The organism is Pseudomonas sp. SK2, from assembly GCF_016772395.1.
GTDB classification, from domain to species: domain Bacteria; phylum Pseudomonadota; class Gammaproteobacteria; order Pseudomonadales; family Pseudomonadaceae; genus Aquipseudomonas; species Aquipseudomonas taiwanensis.
On record NZ_CP061944.1, the window covers coordinates 2168888 to 2192108 of the forward strand.

Consider the following 23221-nt stretch of genomic DNA (forward strand, 5'->3'; position numbering starts at 1 on the left):
GGAGTATTCGTATATGTTGAAAAGCAACGGGGACCGCCTGTGGGCGAGCCTGATGGACATGGCTGAGGTCGGTGCCACCGCCCGTGGCGGCAGCTGCCGACTGGCCCTGACCGACGACGACAAAGCCGGCCGCGCACTGTTCAGTCACTGGTGCCGTGAGGCCGGTTTGACTCTGTCGGTAGATGCCATCGGCAACCTGTTCGCCCGTCGTGCAGGGACCGACCCTGACGCCGCGCCGGTGATGATGGGCAGCCACCTCGACACCCAGCCCGAAGGCGGTCGCTTCGATGGCGTCTATGGTGTGCTGGCTGGCCTGGAGGTGGTCCGCCGTCTCAACGACCTCGCTATCCAGACCCGCAAGCCGCTGGAAATCGCGGTGTGGACCAACGAAGAGGGCGCCCGCTTCACTCCGGCCATGTTCGGCTCGGCGGTGTTCACCGGCACATTGTCTCTTGACCACGCCCTGGCCATCCGTGATGCCGACGGCATCAGCGTGGCCGATGAGCTGCAGCGTCTCGGTTACGCCGGCCAACGTCCGCTGGGAGGCAAGGTCGATGCCTATTTCGAAGCGCATATCGAACAGGGCCCGATCCTGGAAGACAACGCCAAGTCCATTGGGGTGGTCAGTGGCGGTCAGGCCATTCGTTGGTTGGACGTAACGGTCCAGGGCATGGCGGCCCATGCCGGCACCACACCGATGTTGCTGCGCAAGGATGCCCTGTACGGTGCTGCGCAGATGGTCCAGAGCGTGGAGCAACTGGCGGCAGCCTTTGCCCCTGAAGGCCTGACCACCGTGGGTGAGCTGTCCATCGTCAAGTCATCGCGCAATACCGTGCCAGGCTTGCTGCGCTTTACAGTCGACCTGCGCCACCACCGTGATGAAGCCATTGAAGCCATGGAGCGCGATCTGGCCGCGGAGCTGCAGACGATTGCTGCGCAGCGAGGCTTGCAGGTGCGCATCGAGCGCCACTGGGGCAGCCCGGCAACCCCTTTCGATGCCGAGTGCGTGGCGCAGGTGCAGCGGGCGGTCGATGGGCTCGGTTACTCCCAGCAGAGCATCGTCAGCGGTGCTGGCCATGACGCGATCCTGCTGGCCCGCTATTGCCCGACAGCGATGGTGTTCATCCCCTGCGTCGGTGGCCTGAGCCACAACGAAGCCGAAGACGTGCTGCCCGAGGATGCCAGTCAGGGCGCCGATGTACTGCTCAATGCCGTGCTGGCCCGCGCTGGCCGTGTCGAACAAGGAGAAGCCTGATGCGTTGCTACTTCCACCCCGAGCAACTGTTGCACCACCCCCGCAGCTATTACTCCCGCGGCGCCATGCGCACCCCGCAGGAAGTTCCCGAGCGTGCCCAACACCTGCTGCAGGCAGCCAAGGATCTGGGCTTCGACATCCGCCAGCCCGAAGATGCGGGGCTGGCACCGCTCAAGGCTGTGCATGGCGAGGCCTACCTGGTCTTCCTCGAAGAGGCACATGCGCGTTGGAAGGAGGTACCCGAGGATTGGGGCGACGAGGTGATGTCCAACATCTTCGTGCGCGAACCCAATGCCCTGCGCGGCATCCTTGCCCAGGCCGCGCGTTACCTGGCCGACGGCAGTTGCCCGGTGGGCGAGCATACCTGGCGTTCGGCCTACTGGTCGGCGCAAAGCGCAGTGGCCGCGGCCAAGGCCATCCTCGACGGTGAACCCGCCGCCTATGCCCTGTGCCGCCCGCCGGGACACCATGCCCGCTTCGATGCAGCCGGTGGCTTCTGCTACATCAACAATGCCGCCGTCGCCGCCCAAGCGCTGCGCAGCCGATACAACCGCGTAGCGATCCTCGACACCGACATGCACCATGGGCAGGGCATTCAGGAAATCTTCTACGCGCGCAACGATGTGCTGTACGTATCGACCCATGGTGACCCGACCAACTTCTATCCTGGTGTGGCCGGGTTCGAGGACGAGCGTGGCAGCGGTGCGGGGGAGGGGTACAACCTCAATCTGCCGATGGCCCATGGGGCCAGTGAGGCGGACTTCATGGTCCAGCTTGAAATTGCGCTGGATGCGGTGAAGGATTTTGGCGCCGAGGTGCTGGTGCTGTCGCTGGGGTTCGATATCTATGAGCAGGATCCACAGAGCAAGGTGGCGGTGACGACCGAAGGCTTTGCCGCGCTGGGGGAGCGGATTCGGGCGTTAGGGGTGCCATGCTTGATTGTCCAGGAAGGGGGCTATCACCTGGAGAGCCTGGAGGCGAATGCTCAAGCCTTCTTTGCTGAACAAGCAGCTTGGCGATAGGTGAAGGGCCGATAACGGGGCCGTCATGGGCGGCCCAATAGCCGGCAAGCCGCCTCCTGGAGAGACGCCTGCCAGCCCAGCGCAATACCTGTAGGCGGGGGCTTGCCCGCGGGGGGGCGGTTCAGTTTCGCCCGGCAGCGCCTCACGTGTTCCCACGCCGCACGTGCTTGACCAACACCTTCTCCAGCAACTCCCACATCGCCGGGTCGCTGCTGAAGGCCACATTGAACCGCATCCACCCGGTGGCCTGCGCATCGACCATGAACAACTGGCCAGGCCCGAGCATGATCCCTTGCTCCAGCGCATCGTCCAGCAACGCCGCGCTGTCGGGAATCGCTGGGTGGCGGGTCCAGATGTACATGCCTTCGTCCGACTCGGTGAATAACTCGAAACCCAACCGGTGCAGGTGACGGCCCACTTCCTGGTGCGCCTCGGCCAGGCGTTGGCGCAGGCGCTTGAGGTGCTTGCGCCAGCGGCCGTCGATGATGGCGGCGTATACCACGCGCTCCATGACCTGTGACGTGGTAAGGCCCGAGCGCATTTTCAGGTGCAGCAGTTTCTGCATCAGCTCGGGGTTGGCCAGCATGTAGCCGACCCGTACGTTGGGCGAGATGCTCTTGGAGTAGCTGCCCACGTACACCACCTGCTGCAAGTGGTCCAGGCTGGCCAGGCAAGGCTGCGGCTCGGCGACCATGTCGGCGTACAGATTGTTCTCCACCAGCCTGAAACCGTGCTTGCTGGCCAGTTGCAGCAGGCGGTGCAATTGCGCCAGCGGGGTGCGTGAACAGGTTGGGCTGTGCAGGTGCGGTTGGGTGAAAAACGCGGTGGGGCGGTAGTGCGCCAGCAACTGCTCCAGTTGGTTCAGGTCATAGCCTGCCGGTGTGCGGGGGACTCCCACCAAGGTGGCGCCCTGGGTACGCAGGATGCTCATCAGGTTGGGGTAACCCGGGTCGTCCACCAGCACCACATCGCCTGGGCGCACCAGGGTACGCGCTGCAAGATCCAGAGCCTGGCTGGCACCGTGGGTGAGCATCAATTGTGCTGGATTGGCGACGATCGACAGCTCTTGCTGCAGGTTCTGCGCCGTCAGCGTGCGCAGCTCCAACAGGCCCATCGGGTCGCCATAGCCGGACAGCTCCAGCGGGCTGCCGGCCACTTGGCGCAAGCCGCGGCGCAGGCCGTCTTCGTACATCCAGTCGTTGGGCAACCAGCCGCAACCTGGCTTGAACGGCAACTGGCGGATTTCGAAGATCTGCTGCAAGTACCATTCGGAGTTGAACGTTGGTCGACTGGTGTCGGTCTCGGCACTGTGGTTGTCCAGCAACTCGCCCGCTGCGCGATTGACGAAAAAGCCCGCGTTGCCACGGCTTACCAGCAGCCCCTGGGCCACCAGTCGGTCATAGGCTTCGACCACGGTGAAGGTACTCACCGAATAGGTCGCGGCGAAGGCGCGGATAGACGGCACCTTGGCTCCAGGCTTGAGGGTCTGGTTGTCGATCAGCGCGCGCACCCCGTCGATGATCTGGTTGACCAGCGGAGTGGGGGCGTCTGGATGTAGTTCAAACATTGGGGTGCCTTCAGGTGTGCAGAACGCTGGGCGTCTGCGGGGTACTGCGGGTGTATTGCATGGGTGACCTGTACAGTGCAGCGCGTATTTCATGCCACTGTGCATGGCTCTCTGCGCCGGACATTTTTACATTACGTGTCAGATATCGCCACATAAAGCATGTTCAGTCCGCTCCAGGGTCAACCTTGGGGCGCGTAAGCAGGCCGCCATGGAAGGCCTGCGTGTGCTTGTGCACACCTTCCTGCCCGCATTAGCGCTGATGTACAGGTGAGACCGCTAGCCATCGGGGTCTCACAGTTTTCCTTGGATAAAAAGAAGCACGGGGTACACAACTGATGGGAGCAACATCCACAACCACCACCGCCAAGGGCGAGCACGAGAGCAAGCTCAGCGCTTCGCTCAAGTCGCGCCACCTGACGATGATGTCGATCGCCGGGGTAATCGGCGGCGCCTTGTTCGTCGGTTCCGGCAGCGTGATTCACAGTGCCGGCCCGGCCGCTGTGCTGGCGTATCTCGCCGGCGGCATCCTGGTGGTCCTGATCATGCGAATGCTGGGTGAAATGGCGACGTCCTCGCCAGACACCGGCTCGTTCTCGACCTACGCCGACCGCGCCATTGGCCGCTGGGCCGGCTTCACCATCGGCTGGCTGTACTGGTGGTACTGGGTCATCCTGATGGCCTGGGAGGCCTACGTGGCGGGCAAGATCCTGCACGGCTTCTTCCCCGATGTGAGCGTCAACGTATTCGTGCTGGCCACGACCTTGGTGCTGATCACCGTCAACTTCTTCAACGTCAAGCACTACGGCGAATTCGAGTTCTGGTTCGCGCTGATCAAGGTGGTCGCGATTGTCTGCTTCCTGGTGATCTGTACTGCCGCGGTCATGAATATCTGGCAGTTCGGTGAAGTCCGTGGCATCAGCCACCTGACCGCCGAAGGCTTCATGCCCAATGGCATCACCACCGTGATCGGTGCGTTGCTGGGGGTGATGTTCGCATTCCTCGGCGCTGAAATCGTGACCATCGCGGCTTCCGAAGCCAAGGACCCGGCCGCCCAGATCGTCAAGGCCACCAACTCGGTGGTATGGCGCGTGTGCCTGTTCTACGTCGGCTCGATCTTCCTGATCGTCTGCCTGGTTCCATGGAACGACCCGCACCTGGGTGAGTCCGGCTACGGCGCCTACCGTCGTACCCTGGAACTGCTGGGTGTGCCGTACGCAGAACTGCTGATGAACTTCGTGGTACTGACGTCGGTCAGCAGCTGCCTGATCTCCGGTCACTACACCGCTTCGCGCATGTTGTTCTCCCTGGCCCAGCGTGGCGACGCGCCGTCGTTCTTCAAGATCACCCGTGCCGGCACCGGTGTTCCGGTGTACGCGATCATCGGTTCCTGCGCCGTGGCCGTGGTGTGTGCGCTGATCAATTTCAGCGAGACCCTGCGTCCGAAGGACGTACTGGAAACCCTGATGAACACCACTGGCATGATCGCCTTGCTGGTGTACCTGGTAATTGCCTTCTCGCAGCTGCGAATGCGCCGCAAGCTGATCGCCGAGGGCAAGGAAGTGCGCCTGAAGATGTGGCTGTTCCCTTGGCTGACCTACCTGGTGATCGCTTTCATCGTGGCAGCCCTGGTGACCATGGCATTCATGCCTGACTACCAGATCCTGGTGATCTCCACCGGCATCGCCGCTGCCATCGTGGTGGCCATGGGTGTGGTGCACCAGATCCGTACTGGCAAGCAACACTAAGCGTTCAACGCTTGAGAGACGGCCGGCTTCTTCGGGAGGCCGGCCGTTTTTTTTCGTGATGGTGGAGGCGCCACGCGGCGTTACCGAAAGTGTGAGCAAGCGCATGACCCTAAGTATGGGCACATGGCTTATGCTTCGAGCATTGCCCGCCAAAAGGAACCCGCCATGGCCTGGTCCGCCAATCAGTATTCGCTTTTCGAAGATGAACGCACCCGCGCCGTGCGCGACCTGCTCGCCGCGGTGCCGCAGCGCGCGGTGCACCACGCCACCGACCTGGGCTGCGGCCCTGGAAACTCTACCGAAGTCCTGCTGCACCATTGTCCCGATGCCCAGGTTGTGGCCCTGGACAACGACCAGGACATGATCAACAAGGCGCTTGAGCGGCAACGGTTGCGCGTGCTGCGGGTGCGTTGCGAGAAGGCCGATATCGCCACTTGGACCGCATCGAAACCGCAGGACCTGATCCTGGCCAATGCGTCGTTGCAGTGGTTGCCGGACCACGGATCGCTGTACCCTCATTTGGTTCACCAGCTGTGCGAGGGCGGCAGTCTCGCGGTGCAGACGCCCGACAACCTGGACGAACCTGCGCACCGGCGGTTGCGTGAAATCGCCAGCCAGGGCCCTTGGGCCGACAAGTTCGCTGACCATGTCCTGCCGCCCCGGCACAGCGCAGCCTATTACTATGACCTGCTCAGCCCCCTGTGCGCCCGCGTGGATGTATGGCGCACCACCTACCATCACCCCTTGGCGGGAGGCGCCGAGGCAGTCGTGGAGTGGTTCAAGGGCTCGGCGCTGCGACCTTACTTGGCAAAGTTGGACGCGCAGGAGCAGGCCGATTTTCTGCAGTTGTACCTGCAAGCCATGCAGCGCGACTACCCCCCGGCCACCGACGGTAAGGTGTTGTTGCCGTTCCCACGGCTGTTCGTGGTGGCTACCCGCTGAGCCGGCGCTTGCGCCAGACGATGTAACCATAAAGGGCGAGGTTGACCACCAGCACCAGCGTGCCCAGCAGCAACTGAGTCCGTTCGGTCAAGCCGGCGGGGTAAATCAAGGGCCAGATGTAATGCTCGACGAAGCCGCCTTCGTAACCGGCATCTCCTGCGGCACTGCGCATGCGGTTTTCCCACGTCGTCAGGGGGCAACCCAGGTGCAGGCATTCCACGGCCAGGCCCCAGGCCAGGGCTGGCAGGTGAACGAGCAAGGCGCGAGGCCAGCGGATCACCAACAGCCCGCCCAACAGCACCAGCAGGATGAAGGCCAGGTGCAGTAGGACCAAGGTGTCGGCGGTCAGGCGAAAGAGCATGAGGGCTTATCGCTGGGTTCAGGAACGCTCAGCATAAGACAATTGATGGGGCAGCACGGGTCTTGTTGCCGGCTAGCCGGCTCCTACAGGTTCGGCGAGGATTGTGTAGGAGCCGGTTTGCCGACGATGTGCTGACTCAGACCAGGGCAGGCGTGCGCGGCGGGATCATGCGTCGCGAACCGGTGGACTCGAATGCTGCACCGAAGGTCAGCAGGGCATTGTCGGAGTAAGCGCGACCGGCGAAGGTCAAGCCTACGGGCATACCGATATCCGCCATGATGCCCATCGGTACGGTGACGGTCGGCACGCCCAGGTGACGGATCGCCAGGTTGCCGTTGGCTACCCAGATACCATTGCTCCAGGCGATGTCCGCCGACACGGGGTTTACGTCGGCATCGGCCGGGCCCACGTCGGCCACGGTAGGGAACAGCACCGCGTCAAGGCCCAGGTTATCCATCCAGTCTTCCAGGTCAATCTTGCGGGTTTTCTCCAGCCCGCGCAGGCCGTCGGGCAGCGTTTCGATCTGGTCCCAGGTCTTCAAGCCGCGCTTGGCCATGTTGACGTATTCGTCCATGCCCGCGGCCAGGTCGTCTTCACGGTTGGGCAGGGTGCCGGGGTCGTGGGGGAAGATCTGTGGGCCATCGACGTCGGCCAGGCGGTTGAGCTTGGGGTCGTCGTTGGCGCGCAGGAAATCGTCGAAGGCCCAGCCTGACAGTTCCCACAGTTCGTCGTGAAGGAATTCCTTGCTGACGATGCCACGGTTGTACACGGTCGGTGCACCCGGACGGTCGCCTTCGCAGTTTGACACCAGCGGGAAGTCCACTTCGATCACCTCGGCACCGGCGGCTTCCAGCGCCTTGCGTGCCTCTTGCCACAAGTCGATGACGCTGGCACGGGTGTTGATGCGCTGACCGGTCGGGCCACCGATGCCAGGCTTTTCGGAAGTGCCGGCTTCGGGATCGGCGTTGATGTACATGCGAGGCACGCCGAAACGCTTGCCTTTGAGCGCGCTGGCATCCACCGCCAGGTCGAGGTACGAGGTCGGACGCACGGTCGAGGCCGCCGGAATCGGTACCCAAGGTTGCAGGCGCCACAGGTCGCCACGCTTGTCGGCGTCGTCGGCGACCACTACATCCAGAATTTCCAGCAGGTCGGCCATGGTCCGTGCATAAGGCACCACCACGTCCATGGTCGGGGTCAGTGGCCAGTTGCCACGGACCGAAATCACCCCGCGAGAGGGGGTATAGGCGCACAGGCCGTTGTTCGAGGCTGGGCCGCGACCACTGGACCAGGTTTCCTCGGCCAGGCCGAAGGCACTGAAGCTGGCGGCGGTGGCAGTTCCGGCACCATTGGAGGAGCCGGACGCGAACGGTGCGGTCAGGTAGTTGGCGTTGTACGGGCTTTCGGCGCGGCCGTAGACGCCGCGCTGCATGCCGCCGTTGGCCATGGGCGGCATGTTGGTCTTGCCCAGGCACACCGCACCGGCCGCACGCAGGCGCTCGATGGTGAAGGCGTCGCGCTGGGCGACCAGGTCCTTGAAGGCCGGACTGCCGGAGGCGGCGGTAAGGCCTTTGACCAGGTAGCTGTCTTTGGCGGTGTAAGGAATGCCGTCCAGCGGGCTCAGGGTCTGTCCCTTGGCGCGACGCGCATCGGACGCTTCGGCCTCCTTGAGTGCGTCTGGGTTGCGCACGACCACGGCGTTCAGGGCAGTGGCGGTATTGGCTCCATCGTAGGCGTCGATACGCGCCATATAGGCCTTGACCAGCTCGACCGCCGTCGTGCGGCCCGACTCAAGTGCATCGCGCAGCTCGGCAATGGAAACCTCGGTTACCTCGATCATGCTTTCACCAAAAATTGTGCAAGGTGGGGGCTAATGCGAGGAGTGTACAAGAAGGTTTCGGGGGAAGCAGGTTTGCGCGGGAGAAATGGTTTTTTGCAGGCGGGCATTGATGGGGCCGCCAAGCGGCCCGGTGCACTCAGGCCAGGTCTGTCGCCGAATGCCGTTCCGCCACCTGGCTGGCTTCGTCGCCCCAGGTGCGGTTCACCCGTGTGCCGCGCTGTACCGCCGGGCGTGCGGCGATCTGCTCGGCCCAGCGCTGAACGTTCGGGTACTCATCCACCGCCAGGAACTCTGCGGCGCCATACAGGTTGCCGCGTACCAGCTGGCCGTACCATGGCCATACGGCGATATCGGCGATGCTGTATTCATCGCCACCCAGGTAACGGCTTTCGGCCAGGCGGCGATCCAGCACGTCGAGCTGGCGCTTGGCTTCCATGGTGAAGCGGTTGATGGCGTACTCGAATTTCTCCGGGGCATACACATAGAAGTGGCCAAACCCTCCGCCCAGGTAGGGGGCCGCGCCCATCTGCCAGAACAGCCAGTTCAGGGTTTCGGTGCGGGCAGCAAGGGACTTGGGCAGGAAAGCGCCAAACTTTTCGGCCAGGTACAGCAGGATCGAGCCTGACTCGAACACCCGTACCGCAGGTTCGACGCTGCGGTCGAGCAGGGCGGGAATCTTCGAGTTCGGGTTGACCTGCACGAAGCCGCTGGAGAACTGGTCGCCTTCGCCGATGCGAATCAGCCAGGCGTCGTATTCGGCACCGGTGTGGCCGAGGGCGAGCAATTCTTCGAGCAGGATGGTGACCTTGACGCCGTTGGGCGTGGCCAGGGAGTAAAGCTGAAGGGGGTGTTTGCCCACCGGCAGGTCCTTGTCATGGGTCGGGCCAGCGACAGGGCGGTTGATGCTGGCGAACTGGCCGCCGGAAGCGGCCTCGTTGCGCCAGACCTTGGGCGGAACGTAAGGGGACTTGCTCATACGCGGATCTCCTACCTGCAAAGACTTGCATCTATGCCATGGGTTGGGCGCCGAGGGCAAATGCAACCGATGCATGCGAAACAGGGCGCCCTAACCTGAACCTCGACAGCGGCAGGTAGCATAACAGCGGCACTGTTGCGCAAGGCTGGCCGCCAACTGTGCTGGTCCCTGCCGAAGAAATGCCTTTATGCTGTAACGAAATATGTCTAGAACGCCTGAAGAAGGAAGCCGCAATGCCGCTCAAGGACCTGCTGATCGCCCTGGTGGTGATCATCGCGTGGGGAGTCAACTTCGTGGTCATCAAGGTTGGCCTCGACGGTCTGCCACCGATGTTGCTGGGGGCGTTGCGCTTCGTGTTGGTGGCGTTTCCGGCCATATTGCTGGTCAAGCGCCCGAAGCTGCCCTGGCGCTGGCTGATTGGCTACGGTGCGACCATCTCCCTGGGCCAGTTCGCTTTTCTCTTCCAGGCCATGTACAGCGGGATGCCACCGGGGCTGGCTTCGCTGGTGCTGCAATCCCAGGCGTTCTTCACCCTTGGTTTCGCTGCGCTGTTTCTGGGGGAGCGGTTGCGCCTGGCCAGCGTACTCGGGTTACTGGTGGCGGCGAGCGGCCTGGCGCTGATCGGCAGCGAGGACAGCGGGCACGTGCCGATGGTGGCGCTGCTGCTGACATTGTGCGGCGGTGCCATGTGGGGCCTGGGTAACATCATTACCCGGCGCTTCGGCTCGGTGGACTTGGTGGCGCTGGTGATCTGGGGCGGGTTGATTCCGCCATTGCCGTTCCTGGCGCTTTCGTGGTGGCTGGAGGGGCCAGAGCGCATCGGTCATGCATTGGCCAACATCAGCTGGAGCTCGATTCTGGCCCTGGCTTACCTGGCTTTTGTCGCCACCATGCTCGGCTACAGCCTCTGGAGCAAGCTGCTGTCGCGCTACCCGGCGGGCAAGGTGGCACCGTTCTCGTTGCTGGTTCCGGTGATTGGCTTGAGTTCCTCGGCGTGGTTGCTGGGTGAACGGTTGACCGCCGTGCAGGGATGGGGCGCGTTGCTGGTGATGGCCGGGCTGCTGGTCAATGTCTTCGGGCCGAAGCTGGGGCAGCGCTTGAGGGCGGCCAGCGCGCAATAACTGAAAACACACCCGCGTTCAGTTGCAACGGGCAAGCGCCGCAATGCGGGCGAGGGCTTTGTTAGACTGGGCCTCTTTTGCCAGGCCCACGGAGCACGCCCATGATCATTTCCACCACCAGCCAGCTCGAAGGCCGCCCGATTGCCGAGTACCTCGGGGTAGTCAGCTCTGAATCGGTGCAGGGCATCAACTTTGTGCGCGATTTCTTCGCACGCTTTCGGGACTTCTTCGGGGGGCGTTCGCAGACCCTGGAAAGCGCATTGCGCGAGGCCCGCGAACAGGCCACCGAAGAACTGAAGGCTCGGGCACGGCAGTTGCAAGCCGATGCAGTGGTGGGGGTCGATTTCGAGATCAGCATGCCCTCGGTGCAGGGCGGAATGGTCGTGGTGTTCGCCACTGGTACGGCGGTGCGGTTGAGGTAAGGCTTTTTGCCACTGGTCGGGTTTGGATGTTTTGCCCGGGCAGTCTGCAAATGACTGGCTAGTCTCTTTCTTCAACAGACCGCGTTTTTCCTGGGCATGTCATCTACCTGCCGACGCGGTCGTCACTTGAGGGAGACGGGGCATGAGCGAGTCCTTTTTCGAAGACACGAACGACGCATTCCCAATCAACAGCCAGGTATGGTGCGGCCAGTCGTCGTTTCGCCTGGGCTTTGCCAACATGACCCTGGACGAGTCAGAGCAGCTCAAGCCTGCGCATTTGCAGCGCTACAAGAAGGGCCGTTTCACGCCCCGGCTACCTGCGAAGAAGTAACGCTGACCCAAGACCCCGCCGAACGGCGGGGTTTTTGTTTTGGTTGCTTGATCCAGCTCATGGTATCCAGGGGTAGCGCTCGCCGGATCGCGGCGCTTGTGGTCTTCTTGCGCGGCATGTCAGAAAAGGAGGATTGTTTTTCCATGCGCATCAGGGAAGAGACTTATTGGCAGTGGGCTGACGCCCAGCTGCACAGCCGCTGTCATGACGAGGCGCTGAGCGATGGCACCACGCTCGATGTTCAGGTACGTCTGTCGCGCCTGGGTGCGACGCAGCTGTTCCTTGGCTTGTATGCCCAGGACGGCAAGGCGCTGCTTGAGGAGTATTATCCAGCGCGGCCTGGCGAAACCATGACCCGCGCACTGGTGTGGGGTGTGGACCGCGCGCGAGCACTGGCCACAGGTGCACTGCCACTGCCAACCACCGTGCTACGCCGTCAAGCTTGAGCGTGCCGGGCTTCAGACGCCTGGACGATGCGTTGCGCAGGGACGTGCAACTGACGTAGCAGGTAGTCGGAGAACGCCGGGTCCCACCGTTGCAGGGCAATGGCATCGCGCATGCAAGTCAGCCAGACGCTGGCGTGCTGTGCGTCGATCGGCCACTGCGCATGGAACGATGGGATGGCGATCGAGCCGTAGCGTTCACTGTACAGGCGTGGGCCACCCAACCAACCACTGAGAAAACAGGCCAGTTTGTCCCGTGAGCCGCTCAGGTCGTCCGGGTGCATCTGGCGTACGCTGGCGGCTGCCGGTGTTTCATCCATCAGGCGGTAGAAGTCATCGACCAGGCGGCGCATGCCATCGATACCGCCTGCGGCCTGGTAAGAGGCATCGCCGGTGCCGAATGCGGGAGTGTTCATCAAGGGCTCCAAGGTCCAGGGGCCGACAGTTTAACAGGCATGAAAAAGCCCGGCCGTTGCGGGCCGGGCTGATGAGGAGGCGTGCTCGATCAGTTGATCGAATCGATCACCTTGATCGCCTGCCGCTCGCGGGCGGCGGGCCATTCCTCCTGCAGGGTCTGCAGGACGCGGCCTACGAACTCGGTGTCGGCGGCGGCCTTCTTGCCGACGTAGCCCTGGCCACGGCGGTAGACCTTGAAGCGTGCGCGCATGCTGGGCAGGTGCGCTTCGAATTCATCTTCGACGGTGTTTGGCGGCAGACGGTCGAGGCGTACCTCACCGGTCTGGCTGACCCACAGCAGGTGATCGTCGAGGCTGTCCTTGCGTGCGGCGAACAGCTTGGACAGTTGGTCGATCGTGGGATTGTTGTTCAAGTTCATCATAAAGCCCCCATTACCTATTGATTGTGATTTTCACAGTTGGCGCCACCACGGTGTAGCGCACTACCACGGCTGCTACAGCAGCATCGCAACAGGGGCTTTCTCACGCTGCCTTTTGGACAGTTCCCTCTCCACGAACGGCCTGCGTTACCGCGCAGGCCGTCTGGAATACCCTTGCCACCGCTCCCGATCAGGGAGACGGCCTCATCATGCCCAAGGCGGATGAACGGCGTCAACCGTTTTGTAGTGAATATTTTTTCTCACTACATCTTGTCGGACAATCCACCTGTCGGGGCCTTTTCAAGGGTGTCGCCGGTCAATGCGACAGGCCGGACAGAATCTGCCATGCAGCCCGAACCCGCGCCTCGTTGGGGTAGTTGCGGTTGGCTAGCAGCACCACGGCCTGGCCTTCGGAGGGAATGAATACGGCGTAGGCACCAAAGCCATTGGTGGAGCCGGTCTTGTTGTACCAGGCGTTGCGCAAGGCGGGACTGGCAGGCTTCAGGCGTTGGGTGCTCTGAGGTTCGCGGATCAGCCTGGGGCTGTTGCCATTGACGAGGGTCTGCAGGTCGACAGGGTAGGGGTAGCGCTCCCAGCCCAGGCCCTGAGTCATTGTGCCGACCTGGAAGTAACCTGCCTGGGTGATCGCGGTGGCCTCCTGCAGGGGTTGAGGCAAGGCGGAGGGTTGCATGTGCAGGCGTACGTAACGCAGCAGGTCGGTGGCGCTGGTCTTGATGCCGTACGCCGGGTCGGCATATGGGCCGGGGTTGACCCGAACGGGTTGGTCCTGGGCGTCATAACCCTGGGCGTAGAGGCTACGCGCTTCGGGAGGGACGTTCAGATAGGTGTGCTCCAGACCCATTCGCGGCAATAGCCCCTGGGTCATCAACGGGTCGAAAGGCCGATGCTGGGCGCGTGCTGCAAGATCGCCAAACAGCCCAATGCTGGGGTTCGAGTAGCAGCGCTGAGTGCCGCGCTCACTGTGCGGTTTCCACTGGCGGAAGAACGTCAGCACCTGCCGTGGCGTCTGCACATCGTCGGGGAACTGCAAGGGCAGGCAGTCGGCGCTGTAGGCACCAAGCTCCAGCACGCTGACATCACCCAGATACGTGCCGGCCAGTGCGGGCTGGTAGCGGCGGGCAGGCGCATCGAGGTCCAGCTTGCCTTCGGCACTGGCCAGGGCCGCGAGGGTGGCCGTGTAGGTCTTGCTCAGCGAACCGACCTCGAACAGGGTATCGGCGCTGACCGGTGTGCCCGCTGCCTTGTCGGCCACGCCAAAGCTGAAGTAATGCGCCTGGCCCTTGTGGTAGACCCCCACTGCCATGCCGGCGATCCCGTACGCCTGCATCAGCGGGCGGATGGTCTGGGTCACCCGTGCTTGCAGGGTGTCATCGGCGTGGGCCGAGGCATGGACCCAGGCGAGGGAAGTAGCGGTAGCCAGCGTGGCAAGAAGAAAGCGTGACATGGGGGCGGGTCCTGTGCGACGGAGTGTCCGTTCAGCGATACCGGCGGGGGTTCCGGCGTTAGCGGGAAAAAGGCCCAGACCTTATCGTCTGCCCCAGCACAATGACAAGACGGAATCTGTGATGAAGTATTTGCGCATGTTATTCGACAATTTCACCCTGGCGCTGCTCAGTGTGGTGTTCATTGCCACCGTGCTGCCCTGCTCGGGTGATGGGGCGTTGTACTTTGGCTGGTTGACCAACCTGGCCATCGGCCTGCTGTTCTTCCTGCATGGCGCCAAATTGTCGCGTGAGGCCATCATTGCCGGTGCCGGCCACTGGCGTCTGCACCTGTTGGTATTCTCCTGCACCTTCGTGCTGTTTCCTTTGCTGGGGATGGCCTTCAAGCCGTTGTTCGTGCCGCTGGTGGGCAACGAGTTGTACCTGGGCGTGCTGTATTTGTGCGCGTTGCCGGCCACGGTGCAGTCGGCCATCGCCTTTACCTCGCTGGCCCGCGGTAACGTGCCAGCAGCCATCTGCAGCGCGGCGGCTTCCAGTCTGCTGGGTATTTTTCTCACGCCGTTGCTGGTGATGATGTTGCTGGGTGCCAGTGGCGATACCGGTTCGGGCCTGGACGCGGTGCTGAAGATCACTCTTCAGTTGCTGGTGCCGTTCCTGGCCGGCCAGGTTGCCCGCCGCTGGATCGGCAACTGGGTCAAGCGCAATGCACGCTGGCTCAAGCTGGTCGACCAAGGTTCGATTCTACTGGTGGTCTACACCGCATTCAGCGAGGCCGTGGTCACGGGTTTGTGGCACACCGTTTCCTCGCAGCACCTGGCAGGGTTGTTCGCGGTGTGCGCCATCCTGCTGGCCGTGGTGCTCCTGGGCACCCATATGCTGGGCAAGGTGCTGGAGTTCAACCTCGAGGATCGCATCACCATTCTGTTCGCAGGTTCGAAGAAGAGCCTGGCCACCGGTGTGCCCATGGCGCAGGTGCTGTTCGTAGGCAGCGGTATCGGGGCGATGATTTTACCGTTGATGTTATTCCACCAAATCCAACTGATGGTCTGCGCGGTACTGGCGCAGCGCTACGCCAGTCGCGATGAAGCGGGTGAGGTTGTCACCAACGGCTAGCGCGCCTGACCCGAGCCTCGCTGGCGCAGGGTCTTATTCACCTGAGCCTCGATCTTGTAAGCCGGCGCTTCCAGCTCCTCGTAATTTCGGGTGTAGCGCCGCGCGAACTCTTCCACGCCCAATTGCTGATACTGCTGAACGTGCTTGAGTTCATGCGCCCACAGCGCCACGTTGTCCTCGGCATCGGTCGCGTGGCGGAATATGATGGTGTCGATGAGCGTGACCGCATTCACGTCAGGGTTCTGCAGCAGGGCATTGGCGGCGCTCACCTGTTGCTCGTCGCCGACCCGGTAACGTGCGGCGTCGAGCACGGCGAAATCGTACCAGGGTTCCAGTTGTACCCGGATATGCAGCGGAATGGGCTGTGTGCCGCTGGCCGTGGCTTCGTCGCGGGCCTGCTGCAGGGCGAACACCAGGCTGCTGGAGGCGACGACCTCGACGTCCTTGAGAATCTGCCCGGCCTGGCCGGGGTCGATCGGCGCGCAGAAGCATCCCATCAGGCACACCTGGTATTGCCCAGGAGGGCAGGCTTGTTCGGCGAATGCGGGGGCAGACAGCACAAGGCCAAGCAAAAGACTAGAGAGCTTCATTCAAGGCCTTGTCGACGAAGGTACGGTTGGCATCCAGCACCTGGGTTTGCACGTGTTCGCTGACCATCATGCGCCCGACCACCAGGGCGCCCACGCACTGGCTGATCAGCACCCAGGCCAGTTGCGGGTCTTGCAGCGTTTCGCTCCACGCATCATGCAGGGCTACCAGCCAATGCTCGGCTTCCTCGCGCACCTGTGGCTCGGCCCGAGCGATTTCAACACCTAGCGGGGGCAACGGGCAACCACCCTCGGGATTGTGCAGGTGAGCCAGGCTCAGGTATTGCTCAAGACAGCGTGCCAGGCGTGCCTTGCTGGTGCTTCGATTGGCCAGGCGGGCCAGTGGGCTGTTGCACAACTCCTGGCGGACCACTTCGGTGAACAAATCGTCCTTGGATGGAAAGTGGTTGTAGAAGGCGCCGCCGGTCAGGCCAATGGCCTTCATCAGCCCGGCCACGCCGGTGCTGGAGAAGCCGCCACGCTTGGCCAGCGCGCCGCTGCTGGCCAGCAGTCTTTCTCGCGTTTGTTGCTTGTGTTCGGTGGAATAGCGCATCCGAAACCCCCTCGCGCCCTGACTTGACGATGGGGGCGATCATAACATAGCGTTCGTTTACTAAGTGATCGTTCACTAATGGAGGCGGGTCGTGACAGAACAACAAAAAGTAGTGCTGGTGATCGGTGCCGGCGATGCCACCGGAGGGGAAATTGCCAAGCGTTTCGCCCGCGAGGGGTACACCGCCTGCGTCACACGACGCCAGGCCGAGAAGCTGCAACCCCTGGTGGACGAGATCCGCGCTACGGGCGGCCAGGCCCATGGTTTTGGCTCCGATGCCCGCAAGGAAGAAGAGGTGACGCAGCTGATCGAGACCATCGAGCGCGACATTGGCCCGATCGAGGCGTTTGTCTTCAATATCGGCGCCAATGTGCCGTGCAGCATTCTCGAGGAAACGCCCCGCAAGTATTTCAAGATCTGGGAAATGGCCTGCTTCGCCGGCTTCCTGACCGCACAGGCGGTTGCCCGGCGGATGGTGATGCGCGAGCGCGGCACGATCCTCTTCACCGGTGCCACGGCTGGCACCCGAGGCGCTGCCGGGTTCGCCGCCTTCGCCGGGGCCAAGCATGCCTTGCGCGCGTTGGCCCAGAGCATGGCCCGTGAACTGGGCCCGCGAAACATTCACGTCGCCCATGTGGTGGTCGATGGGGCCATCGACACCGCCTTCATTCGCGACAGCTTCCCCGAGCGCTACGCCCTCAAGGACCAGGACGGTATCCTCGACCCGGCACATATCGCCGACAGCTACTGGTTCCTGCATGTCCAGCCACGGGACGCCTGGACCTTCGAGCTGGATCTGCGACCATGGATGGAGCGCTGGTGACCCCTATGTCGAACAAGGAGCTTTCAATGGGCAAGACTGTCGAGTTTTTCTTCGATCTGGGCAGCCCGGCCAGCTATCTGGCCTGGACCCAAGTGGCGGGTATCTGCGACCGCCACGGCGCCGAGCTTCGCTACCGACCCTTGTTGCTGGGCGGTGTGTTCCAGGCGACCGGTAATGCTTCACCCGCCATGATCCCGGCCAAGGGGCGCTACATGTTCACCGACCTGGGGCGCTTCGCTGCGCGCTATGGCGTGCCGTTCGCCATGCCCCCGGGCTTTCCGATCAACACCCTGAGCCTGATGCGCGGCTTGACCGGCACGCAATTGCTGGCATCCGAGCGCTTCGAAACGTTGCTCGACGTGCTGTTCACCGGCCTGTGGGCGAAGCAGTTGAACCTGGGGGATGCTGCAGTGCTGGACGTTACCTTGCGCCAGGCAGGCTTCGACCCTGCCGCGTTCCAGGCCTTGGCCGCCGAGCCACAGGTCAAGGCGACGCTCAAGCAGGTGACCGAAGAAGCAGTGGCGCGTGGGGTGTTCGGTGCACCGACGTTCTTTGTCGATGGGCAGATGTTCTTCGGGCAGGATCGCCTGGACTTCGTCGAAGGTGCGTTGCGTTAGCCAGCCAGCAGTTTCTCGAGCTGGGTACGCTCCCAGAGACTGAGCAGGTCGGTGGGGTTGCTGCCGTAGCGTTGCCAGTCTTCCAGATCGGCCTGCAGGCCCTCGGGGGACTGGCAGCGCACGCAATGGGCCAGGCCTTCGGCATCCACGGCCAGGGTCAGCTGCCAGCCGTCGATGTCCACTTCGACCAGCCCATGCCCATCACGGGCGCGAACCTGCAGCGAGTGAACGCCGAGGGCCGTCTCGCGCAGGCACTGGTAAACGGCCCGGGAGTGCAAGCGCTGGCCGGGTTCAGGCACGGTCAGAAGTTGGCCGGCGTGTTGGCGCTGATGATTTCGGCCTCGTCCGGACCGATGTTCTTGAAACTGTGCGGCAGGGTAGTGGGGATGTAGTAGCCATCGCCGGAGTTGAGCACGCTTACCTGGCCATCGACCCACAATTCGACCGTGCCCCGGGTGACCAGCCCGCATTCTTCGCCCTCGGCATGCACGATCGGCTCGCCGGAGTCGGCGCCTGGTGCATACAGCTCGCGCAGCATACGCATCTGGCGGGCTTCGACGCTCGCACCGACCAGCAGCATGCGCAGGCCGTTGCGGCCCAGGTCAGGCTGCTCGTTGGCGCGGAACACGAAGCGCTCTTCCCGCACCGGCTCGTCGAAGCTGAAGAACTCCGCCAAGGTCATCGGGATCCCCTCGAGCAGTTTTTTCAGGGAACTGACCGAAGGGCTGACGCGGTTTTGCTCGATCTGCGAAATCGTCGAGTTGGTCAGGCCGCTGCGACGGGCCAGCTCCCGTTGGGAGAGGTTGTTGCGTTCACGCACCAGTTTGAGTCGTGTCCCCGTGTCCATAGCCGCCTTGTAATCAGAGGTGTAAAAAATAATGGGCGACGCATTAAAGCACACTCTGAAGCCTTGCGCGCAGTGCTTGTCAGGTGCGTTGGTCGCGGGGCATTGGCCACAGCCCGACCAGCAGCAACAACAGGGCAACCGCAAGGAATGGCAGGCGTGGATCCAGCGCGTAGACCAAGGTGCCAGCCAGTGGCCCTATCACCGCGCCCATCCCCTGCGCCGCGCCGACGGAGCCGGCCGTGGCGCCTTGTTCCGACGCGTGCATGGCATTGGCGGCCAGCGCGGAAAAGGACGGGAACACAAAGCCCATGCCCGCGGCGGCGACGAAGTAGCAACCCCAGAGCCAGGGCGCGCTCGTGGCCAGAGCGCCGCCGGCAAAGCCCAGCGCCGAGACGCTGGCGCCAACCCGTATCATCTTCAGCGGTGGCCATTCCAGCTGGCGCAGGGCGATCTGCGACAGGATCAGTGCCACCCCGACCGTAGTCAAGGCGATGCCGGCTGCCTGGGCTGCCTCGGTCGGCGGCAGGTGCAAACGGTCGAGGGCGAAGAAACCGACGATGATCTGCGAAACGGTGACGCTGAGCATGGCGCTGAAGGCCACCAGCAGGGGGCGGCGCAGGCGCGGGTCGGTCAGGCGCACCGGGCTCGGCGCATGGCTGTGGGCCAACGGTTGCGGCTTTAGCTTGAACAGCAACACGATGAACGCGGTGGCCGGTAGCAAGGACATGATGTGAAACGGCAGGCTCAGACTGTGGCGTGCCAACAGCGCGGCAATCGCCGGGCCCAGTACCAGCCCCACAGCATTGGCTGCGCCCAGGGAGGCCATGGCTCGGGCCCGACGTTGCGGTTCGACATGGTCGGCGATCAGCGCATTGCCGGCCACCGGCAGGGCCGCGTAGAACGCGCCGATCAGCCCGCGAGCCAGCATCAGACCGACGAACGCCAAGGTGGCGTCTGGCAGCCAGCGCAAGGCGCCTTCGACGAACAGGCACAATGACCAGTAGGCCAGGGTAAAGCCCGCACTGCCTAGCAGCAGGATGCGTCGGCGTCCGAGGCGGTCGGCCGCGCGCCCCCAGGGGCGTGCCAGCAGCACCCAGACCACGCCGGCCACGGTCACGGCTGCCCCGGCCTGCCAGGTCGCCATCCCCAGCAGCCGGGCAATTGGCCCGATCAAGGCCACGAAGGCCATCATCGACATGGTGCAGGCCATGTTGGCCAGCAGCAGGGGGCGCAGGTCGAGGGTGCGTGTGACACCCAGGGTGGCAGGATCCTTTGCAGCAGTCATCGGGCAGTCCAGGCAGTTTCAGCGTTAAAGGGCGATCTTATTAAGAGCACTCATCGGTTGTCGAACCGGCCTGGACCGCACGCTGTCATTCGCCGCGGCGCAGGGGGCCTGGCCACATGCTACGCAACACGCCGTCCCGGCGCACCAGTGCGTGCATCAACGCTGCACCCAGGTGCAGCAGGACAGTGGCGAACAACAGGTACCCGGCCCAGCCATGGGCTTGGCGCAGTACGGCGTACAGTTGCAGGTCGTGTGGGGCGATGGCCGGTAGCTGTAGCGGTCGAGGGTAACCGCCCGCCGACAGCATTGCCCAGCCCAGCAGCGGCATGGCCAGCATCAAGGCATAGAGCAGCAGGTGCGAGGCGCCGGCAGCGAACCGTTGCACAGTCGGCAAGTCGTCGGGCAGGGGCGGATGAGGTCGGGTCAGGCGCACGCCGATACGCAGCAGCACCAGTACCAGCAGCGCCAGGCCGGTGGCCTTGTGCAGCTCGACCAGCATCGGGTGGCGGGTTGACAGGTCGGCGACCATGCTCACGCCGATGAACAGCATGGCCAGGATCAACACTGCCATCAGCCAGTGCAGCGAGCGGGCCAGGGGGTGGAAAGCTTCAGGTTTCATGGGCGGGCTCCGGTGCTGAGCGATTCGCGGCTGCGGCGATTGAAAGACTCCGAATAGGCCGCCGAGCGGGCGGCGAGGATCGGGTCGGCGGAAGGTTCGATGCCACGGGGGAGAATCAGCGGGTCGAAGTTCAGGTCGCGGCAGGCACCTTGTTCAGGGGCGTCCACTCGTTCGAGCACTAAGGTGCCAGCGTCCACTCGGCGCCGTTGCGCAGGCCAGGGCTGGGCCGGGTCGTCCACGGCGTCGCCGGCCTCGGCCAGCACCAGGCGCAAGGTCCAGCGCAACGGGCCCTGGGCCAGGCGTTGTTGCAGGTCATGTTGCAGGAATTGTTTGTCATCGACCTTGCCTGGGAGCGCGGCGAAGTGGGTCTGTGGCTCCAATTGCCAGCGCACCGGGTGAGCCTTGCCATCGCCGTCGATCAGGCGAAAGGCATTGATGCTGTGGTATTGGGTGCTGGCGAAGCTGTCGCTCGGGGTATAGCTGGCGGCCCATTGGCGGAACGCCGCGCTTTCCGGATGGGCGGCGAAGAATGCTTGTAGCCTTGCCGGGTCAGGCTTGCCGGTGGCAGGGTCAGGCGCGCTGGCCAGCACCTGTTCATAGAACGCCTGCGGCGTGCTCACCGCCAGCACGGGAGGGTTGTTCATACCGGTACGCCAGAGCTGGCCGTCATCGGTACTCAGTTGCAGCGCCAGACTGCGCACGGGCACCGCGGTGTCCGGTGCGAACGGATTGGCCCCCCCAATGGCGAACCGGCCGATGACCGGTACCCGCGCCTGGCTGAACACCCGCGCCGTCGACAGCGTCGCCGCCTGGCCGCTGGCCTGGAAGTAACCGCTGACACACAGGCCTTTCGCATGGTTCTTGCGGTAGCCGGGGTAATGGCCAGCCTGGGCCTCGAAGGTATCTATGATGCGCTGCGGGGTCACTGTTGGGCCGCCGATCCAGCCAGCGGCATAGGCGAAACCCGCGCCCATGGCCAGCATGATGGCGCCTATGGCGGCCAGCCGCAGGTGCTTGGCGGGGCCGTGCAAGGGTGAGTTCATGGTCATCGTCCGGTGCAGTTGAGGTGCCGGTACGACGGGGCAGGAAGGCGGTTATTCCCTGCGAGGGAATAAATTTTGTGGCCGGGCGTCTGCCCTCTACACTGACCATCCCAGGGGCCGGATGACTTCCATGCATGATTTGGACGAACACCAATGGCGCGAGCTGCTCCAGCGTCTGCGCCGCTTTGCCATCTGGCTGACGCGCGAGTCTGGCAGCGCCGACGACCTGGTCCAGGCGACCGTCGAGCGTGCCCTCAGCCGCAGCAGTCAGCAGCGTGACGCCGACAGCCTGCGCGCCTGGCTGTTCACCATCCTTTATCGGCAGTTTCTCGATGGCAAGCGCCGTGACCGCCTGCATGCGCGTTGGCTGTCCTGGTTTGGGCGCGCCGAGGCGCAGGAAGAGCCGGTTGGCGGCGATATCGAACGCATCATCCTGGCCCAGGCGGACTTGCAGGCCTTCGCGCGATTGTCGGACGAGCAGCGCGCCCTGTTGTTGCTGGTCAGCGTCGAGGGCCTGAGCTACAAGGAGGCCGCCCACGCCCTAGGGATTCCCATCGGTACTGTGATGTCGCGCCTGTCGCGCGCCCGTGCCGCGTTGCGTGAACTGACCGAGGGCAACCCGCAGCCCCCGGCCTTGCGGAGACTGAAATGACGCGCCTTATTCCCAGTGAACACGAGCTGCATGCCTACGTCGATGACCGTCTGGAGCCCTCACGGCGAGCCGAAGTGCAAGCCTGGTTGGCGGCCAACCCGTTGGAAGCGCAAAGGGTCGAGGCCTGGCGAAGCGATGCCCGGCGTCTGCGGGCGGCATTGGCAGGTTTCGGCGAGCAGCCAGGCTCGTCACAGTTGGATGTGGGCAGGCTGCAGCAACGCTTGCGTCATCGCAGGCAGCGCCGCTGGGCGTCGGCTGCGGTGTTGCTGCTGGCCGTGGGAGTGGGTGGATTGGTTGGCTGGCAGGCACGGGACGCCACGTTGGCGGACGCTGGCCTGCCCATGGCCGATGCCGTGCAGGCCCATCGCCTGTTCGCTGCCAGCGAAGCGCTGGATATCCAGGCCAGCGACCCGGCTCAGTTGCGCGACTGGCTGGAGCGGCATTTCAGTCGGGTAGGGCAGTTGCCAGACCTCGCGGGATACGGCTTCAAGCCGGTGGGGGCACGACTGCTCAGCAACGAGCAGGGGCCGGCGGCTTTGCTGGTATTCCAGGACCGTGAAGGGCAACGCATCAGTCTGTTTCTGCGCTCGCCGGGCGAACGCTTCGCGCGCATGCCGCAGGGGCAGCGCACGGATGGGCGGTTGGAGGCACGCTACTGGTCCCATGGGGCGTACAACTTCGCACTGGTCAGTGCGGCGGACGATGTGCGCGGGGCCGGTGTTGGCGAGGCGCTGCGCTTGGGCCTGTAGTCGGTCCGAT

General features: G+C 63.6%; 27 protein-coding genes. 13 read left to right on the forward strand and 14 right to left on the reverse strand.

What is annotated here, in order from left to right; translation table 11 throughout:
- The first annotated feature begins 13 nt into the window (after nt 1-13).
- Entirely contained in the window at nt 14-1255 is a 1242-nt protein-coding gene (locus IF103_RS09635) for a Zn-dependent hydrolase (RefSeq protein ID WP_027907016.1), read from the forward strand.
- Nucleotides 1255-2277: a histone deacetylase family protein gene (locus tag IF103_RS09640; RefSeq protein WP_104881908.1), complete on the forward strand. Its 1023-nt coding sequence runs from the start codon at nt 1255-1257 to the stop codon at nt 2275-2277. The genes IF103_RS09635 and IF103_RS09640 overlap by 1 nt, the downstream gene beginning before the upstream one ends.
- Nucleotides 2278-2419: 142 nt before the next feature.
- Here IF103_RS09640 and IF103_RS09645 read toward each other — a convergent pair whose 3' ends face one another.
- Nucleotides 2420-3844 carry an aminotransferase-like domain-containing protein gene (locus IF103_RS09645; protein WP_027907015.1) on the reverse strand — a complete coding sequence of 475 codons (1425 nt, stop codon included), beginning with the start codon at nt 3842-3844 and terminating at the stop codon, nt 2420-2422.
- A gap of 335 nt (nt 3845-4179) precedes the next feature.
- Here IF103_RS09645 and IF103_RS09650 point away from each other — a divergent pair, with 335 nt between their 5' ends.
- Together IF103_RS09650 and tam are read left to right on the forward strand one after the other, a co-directional pair.
- Nucleotides 4180-5589: an amino acid permease gene (locus IF103_RS09650; RefSeq protein WP_023380061.1), complete on the forward strand. Its 1410-nt coding sequence runs from the start codon at nt 4180-4182 to the stop codon at nt 5587-5589.
- A 165-nt stretch (nt 5590-5754) separates the two neighbouring features.
- Nucleotides 5755-6531 (forward strand): trans-aconitate 2-methyltransferase, encoded by a 777-nt coding sequence (tam, locus tag IF103_RS09655; RefSeq protein ID WP_023380062.1) that lies wholly within the window; start codon nt 5755-5757, stop codon nt 6529-6531.
- On the opposite strand, the gene IF103_RS09660 is transcribed toward tam, so the two are convergent.
- From IF103_RS09660 to yghU, 3 genes are all read right to left on the reverse strand, one after another.
- On the reverse strand, nt 6521-6892 hold the full coding sequence (locus IF103_RS09660) for a DUF2784 domain-containing protein (RefSeq protein WP_023380063.1): 372 nt from the start codon (nt 6890-6892) through the stop codon (nt 6521-6523). The two genes, tam and IF103_RS09660, sit on opposite strands and share 11 nt — an antisense overlap.
- Nucleotides 6893-7028: 136 nt before the next feature.
- Nucleotides 7029-8732, reverse strand: coding sequence for an amidase (locus IF103_RS09665; RefSeq protein ID WP_104881905.1), 1704 nt, complete (start codon nt 8730-8732; stop codon nt 7029-7031).
- A gap of 136 nt (nt 8733-8868) precedes the next feature.
- Entirely contained in the window at nt 8869-9708 is an 840-nt protein-coding gene (yghU, locus tag IF103_RS09670; RefSeq protein ID WP_023380065.1) for a glutathione-dependent disulfide-bond oxidoreductase, read from the reverse strand.
- Nucleotides 9709-9941: 233 nt separating this feature from the next.
- Between yghU and IF103_RS09675 the strand changes: the two genes are divergently transcribed.
- From IF103_RS09675 to IF103_RS09690, 4 genes are all read left to right on the forward strand, one after another.
- Nucleotides 9942-10829 carry an EamA family transporter gene (locus IF103_RS09675; protein ID WP_202676056.1) on the forward strand — a complete coding sequence of 296 codons (888 nt, stop codon included), beginning with the start codon at nt 9942-9944 and terminating at the stop codon, nt 10827-10829.
- A gap of 101 nt (nt 10830-10930) precedes the next feature.
- Nucleotides 10931-11251, forward strand: a complete 321-nt coding sequence (locus IF103_RS09680) for a YbjQ family protein (RefSeq protein ID WP_023380067.1) — start codon at nt 10931-10933, stop codon at nt 11249-11251.
- Between the two features lie 142 nt (nt 11252-11393).
- The gene (locus IF103_RS09685; RefSeq protein WP_023380068.1) at nt 11394-11582 is read left to right on the forward strand and encodes a hypothetical protein; all 189 of its coding nucleotides are present in this window, start codon (nt 11394-11396) and stop codon (nt 11580-11582) included.
- Between the two features lie 143 nt (nt 11583-11725).
- Nucleotides 11726-12028, forward strand: coding sequence for a hypothetical protein (locus IF103_RS09690; RefSeq protein WP_023380069.1), 303 nt, complete (start codon nt 11726-11728; stop codon nt 12026-12028).
- On the opposite strand, the gene IF103_RS09695 is transcribed toward IF103_RS09690, so the two are convergent.
- The 3 genes from IF103_RS09695 to ampC form a co-directional block, all read right to left on the reverse strand.
- Nucleotides 12019-12441: a group II truncated hemoglobin gene (locus IF103_RS09695; RefSeq protein ID WP_202676057.1), complete on the reverse strand. Its 423-nt coding sequence runs from the start codon at nt 12439-12441 to the stop codon at nt 12019-12021. The two genes, IF103_RS09690 and IF103_RS09695, sit on opposite strands and share 10 nt — an antisense overlap.
- Nucleotides 12442-12530: 89 nt before the next feature.
- Nucleotides 12531-12863, reverse strand: a complete 333-nt coding sequence (locus IF103_RS09700; protein ID WP_023380072.1) for a hypothetical protein — start codon at nt 12861-12863, stop codon at nt 12531-12533.
- A 313-nt stretch (nt 12864-13176) separates the two neighbouring features.
- Complete coding sequence (gene ampC, locus IF103_RS09705; RefSeq protein ID WP_104882574.1) at nt 13177-14325, reverse strand: class C beta-lactamase; 1149 nt, start codon at nt 14323-14325, stop codon at nt 13177-13179.
- Between the two features lie 121 nt (nt 14326-14446).
- Here ampC and IF103_RS09710 point away from each other — a divergent pair, with 121 nt between their 5' ends.
- Complete coding sequence (locus IF103_RS09710; protein ID WP_104882573.1) at nt 14447-15436, forward strand: bile acid:sodium symporter family protein; 990 nt, start codon at nt 14447-14449, stop codon at nt 15434-15436.
- Here IF103_RS09710 and IF103_RS09715 read toward each other — a convergent pair.
- Both IF103_RS09715 and IF103_RS09720 read right to left on the reverse strand, forming a co-directional pair.
- Entirely contained in the window at nt 15433-16026 is a 594-nt protein-coding gene (locus tag IF103_RS09715) for an eCIS core domain-containing protein (RefSeq protein WP_027907012.1), read from the reverse strand. The genes IF103_RS09710 and IF103_RS09715 overlap by 4 nt on opposite strands.
- On the reverse strand, nt 16013-16576 hold the full coding sequence (locus tag IF103_RS09720) for a TetR/AcrR family transcriptional regulator (protein WP_104882572.1): 564 nt from the start codon (nt 16574-16576) through the stop codon (nt 16013-16015). The genes IF103_RS09715 and IF103_RS09720 overlap by 14 nt, the downstream gene beginning before the upstream one ends.
- 91 nt (nt 16577-16667) lie before the next feature.
- On the opposite strand from IF103_RS09720, the gene IF103_RS09725 reads away from it, so the two are divergent.
- Both IF103_RS09725 and IF103_RS09730 read left to right on the forward strand, forming a co-directional pair.
- Complete coding sequence (locus IF103_RS09725) at nt 16668-17399, forward strand: SDR family oxidoreductase (RefSeq protein ID WP_104882571.1); 732 nt, start codon at nt 16668-16670, stop codon at nt 17397-17399.
- 26 nt (nt 17400-17425) lie between these two features.
- The gene (locus IF103_RS09730) at nt 17426-18016 is read left to right on the forward strand and encodes a 2-hydroxychromene-2-carboxylate isomerase (protein WP_202676058.1); all 591 of its coding nucleotides are present in this window, start codon (nt 17426-17428) and stop codon (nt 18014-18016) included.
- On the opposite strand, the gene IF103_RS09735 is transcribed toward IF103_RS09730, so the two are convergent.
- The 5 genes from IF103_RS09735 to IF103_RS09755 form a co-directional block, all read right to left on the reverse strand.
- Nucleotides 18013-18315, reverse strand: a complete 303-nt coding sequence (locus IF103_RS09735; RefSeq protein WP_252189434.1) for a DUF7693 family protein — start codon at nt 18313-18315, stop codon at nt 18013-18015. The genes IF103_RS09730 and IF103_RS09735 overlap by 4 nt on opposite strands.
- Nucleotides 18316-18317: 2 nt before the next feature.
- Complete coding sequence (locus tag IF103_RS09740) at nt 18318-18863, reverse strand: cupin domain-containing protein (RefSeq protein WP_023380085.1); 546 nt, start codon at nt 18861-18863, stop codon at nt 18318-18320.
- A gap of 79 nt (nt 18864-18942) precedes the next feature.
- Nucleotides 18943-20148, reverse strand: coding sequence for an MFS transporter (locus IF103_RS09745; protein ID WP_027907009.1), 1206 nt, complete (start codon nt 20146-20148; stop codon nt 18943-18945).
- 85 nt (nt 20149-20233) lie between these two features.
- The gene (locus tag IF103_RS09750) at nt 20234-20767 is read right to left on the reverse strand and encodes a cytochrome b (protein WP_023380087.1); all 534 of its coding nucleotides are present in this window, start codon (nt 20765-20767) and stop codon (nt 20234-20236) included.
- Nucleotides 20764-21816 carry a catalase family peroxidase gene (locus IF103_RS09755; RefSeq protein WP_202676059.1) on the reverse strand — a complete coding sequence of 351 codons (1053 nt, stop codon included), beginning with the start codon at nt 21814-21816 and terminating at the stop codon, nt 20764-20766. Before IF103_RS09755 ends, IF103_RS09750 begins: the two co-directional genes overlap by 4 nt.
- Nucleotides 21817-21940: 124 nt before the next feature.
- Between IF103_RS09755 and IF103_RS09760 the strand changes: the two genes are divergently transcribed.
- Both IF103_RS09760 and IF103_RS09765 read left to right on the forward strand, forming a co-directional pair.
- Nucleotides 21941-22462, forward strand: coding sequence for a sigma-70 family RNA polymerase sigma factor (locus IF103_RS09760; protein WP_023380089.1), 522 nt, complete (start codon nt 21941-21943; stop codon nt 22460-22462).
- A complete protein-coding gene (locus IF103_RS09765; protein WP_023380090.1) occupies nt 22459-23211 on the forward strand; it encodes an anti-sigma factor family protein in 753 nt (250 codons plus the stop codon). The genes IF103_RS09760 and IF103_RS09765 overlap by 4 nt, the downstream gene beginning before the upstream one ends.
- The last annotated feature ends 10 nt before the right edge of the window (nt 23212-23221 follow it).